The organism is Sebaldella sp. S0638, assembly GCF_024158605.1.
Taxonomy (GTDB): domain Bacteria; phylum Fusobacteriota; class Fusobacteriia; order Fusobacteriales; family Leptotrichiaceae; genus Sebaldella.
Map to the genome: position 1 here is coordinate 1 of NZ_JAMZGM010000234.1, position 1,901 is coordinate 1,901.

Consider the following 1,901-nt stretch of genomic DNA (forward strand, 5'->3'; position numbering starts at 1 on the left):
TTATTTCTTTTCTTCTTGAAGGTATTAATATTTTTCTTCCCATTCCTGAATCCTCCTTTCTACACCACTTTTGGCTTCTTGTTTTTGGTCTTTTCCACTAGGGCTAGCTCGTAGCCTAGGGCATTGGCGTATTTTTCTATCATATCCATTCTAGGGTTTTGATTTTTGCTTAGCACTCTACTAAACATGCTTGTCATATTTTTGTAATCAAATCCATTCTCTTTGCAAAAAACTTCCCTTGTTCCATATTTTAATTGTATATCATTGCTTAATTTTAAAATTATGTTTTTTATATCCACTTCGCCCTCCTTTGTTCACATTTTTGCATATTTTCAAATTAAAAAAAATATATATTTAAAGTATACACAATTACGTGATTAAAGTCAACAAAAAAATAATACCTTAATACGGTATTATTAGTAACTATATTTTTTACTCATTTTACGTATAAGATAAATTGCTACGCCGATTATTTTTATTTCATCATTTCCGTTTATCTCTATAGGTGAATACACTTGATTATAACTGTATAAATATGGTCTGTAATCCTCGAATCTCAAACATTTTATATATCTTTCACCATTTACTTCAACAATAACATTTTCATTATTCAATTCTTCATAATTGCAAACCATATTTGGATCTGCGATCAAAATATCGTTCGGTCTATACTCCGGTAACATAGAATCTCCTAGAACTCTTATCGCAAAAATATTCTTTATTCTCTGTATCTCTCTTGGTAAAGTTAATTTTATTGTTTCTTCTTCTTCGTCCATAACCAATAATCCGTTTCCTGCACTCGCTGTAAACAATGGTATTTCAACCTCCGATATATCAATTTTCACATTTTTTAGTGGCAACTCTTTATCTTTGATTTCTTTCGTTATCTCTTTAATTTTCCCCATGTAAAAGCTTTCCATGATTTCCTTTTTATAAGCTGGAAAGGCAAGCATAACTTTATTTATATATTTTTCAGTTACATTTCTTCTACCTGTTTCTATCTGATTAACAAGCGAACCAGCTGATCCTATCACCTCCCCCATTCTTGCAACACTATAATTGTGTTCTTCTCTTATTTTTTTTAACAAATCCCTTATATCCATTGTAATTCTCCTTCATTTTTCTACATTATATACTTTTTTTTATATTTTTTCAAAAAAAAGTTGACATCATTCACATGTTTGTGTATAATAGATTTATAGAAAAAATTTTAAGTGTATCATACACAAAAAGTGAATGTTCACAAACGTGAATAAATCAACCATAAACAAAACAGATGACTTGCAGGTGTCAAAGATAAAAAAAACTAATATAAGGAGATGATAACATGAACTATGGGGAAGCAAAGAAAAAGGTAATGGAGCTGTTTAAGGAAAGCAAATTAAGTAGTAACGAAGCATTACTGTTAGTAAAAGAGGTCGAAGTCTTGGTACTCAAAGAAAAGATTGAAACTGAAGAACTTGTTAGTGCTTTTGAAAAAGAAATGCTTAAAAAATAATATTGAGTGTGTGCAGAATTGGTTTTTATTCGGGAAAAAATAACTTGATTATATCACTACTAAGGCTATCAAGATTATAATCAGGAAATTCATTTTTTAACTTTTGAAATTCTTCATCTTTAGTTTCTAGTTTAAGGAGGAATAATCTCTTGATTTCATTATATCCTTCCGGATTAGTTTCTAAAAAATATTGAACTACTGCTTTAGAAACTGTACTTTCTATATATTGTAATAACGTAACTTTTACTTTATGTTCGTCCATAGTACCTACTTTCTAATTCTGCACACATTTAACATTATAACATAAATACTTTAATAAATAATATATAAGGAGATGATGAGATGAATAACAAAGAAATAAGCAAAGAAGAAAGACTGGAAATTATAAGAGAAATGGTTGAGG

Annotated in this window: 4 protein-coding genes; 1 reads left to right on the forward strand and 3 read right to left on the reverse strand. The window is 28.9% G+C overall.

The annotated features are described in order from the left end of the window. Nucleotides 1-59: 59 nt before the first annotated feature. Together NK213_RS19865 and NK213_RS19870 are read right to left on the reverse strand one after the other, a co-directional pair. On the reverse strand, nt 60-299 hold the full coding sequence (locus NK213_RS19865) for a hypothetical protein (RefSeq protein ID WP_253352558.1): 240 nt from the start codon (nt 297-299) through the stop codon (nt 60-62). Between the two features lie 117 nt (nt 300-416). Continuing rightward, entirely contained in the window at nt 417-1,103 is a 687-nt protein-coding gene (locus tag NK213_RS19870; protein WP_253352560.1) for a LexA family transcriptional regulator, read from the reverse strand. 224 nt (nt 1,104-1,327) lie between these two features. Between NK213_RS19870 and NK213_RS19875 the strand changes: the two genes are divergently transcribed. After that, nucleotides 1,328-1,498, forward strand: a complete 171-nt coding sequence (locus NK213_RS19875) for a hypothetical protein (RefSeq protein ID WP_253352564.1) — start codon at nt 1,328-1,330, stop codon at nt 1,496-1,498. A 25-nt stretch (nt 1,499-1,523) separates the two neighbouring features. Here the strand turns inward: NK213_RS19875 and NK213_RS19880 are convergent, their stop codons facing one another. Next, nucleotides 1,524-1,760 carry a hypothetical protein gene (locus tag NK213_RS19880; protein ID WP_253352566.1) on the reverse strand — a complete coding sequence of 79 codons (237 nt, stop codon included), beginning with the start codon at nt 1,758-1,760 and terminating at the stop codon, nt 1,524-1,526. Between the last annotated feature and the right edge of the window lie 141 nt (nt 1,761-1,901).

Bases quoted from the DNA above. Each gene is read 5' to 3' on its own strand.
- NK213_RS19870 (WP_253352560.1), bottom strand. From the start codon at position 1,103: ATGGATATAAGGGATTTGTTAAAAAAAATAAGAGAAGAACACAATTAT.
- NK213_RS19880 (WP_253352566.1), bottom strand. From the start codon at position 1,760: ATGGACGAACATAAAGTAAAAGTTACGTTATTACAATATATAGAAAGT.
- NK213_RS19875 (WP_253352564.1), top strand. From the start codon at position 1,328: ATGAACTATGGGGAAGCAAAGAAAAAGGTAATGGAGCTGTTTAAGGAA.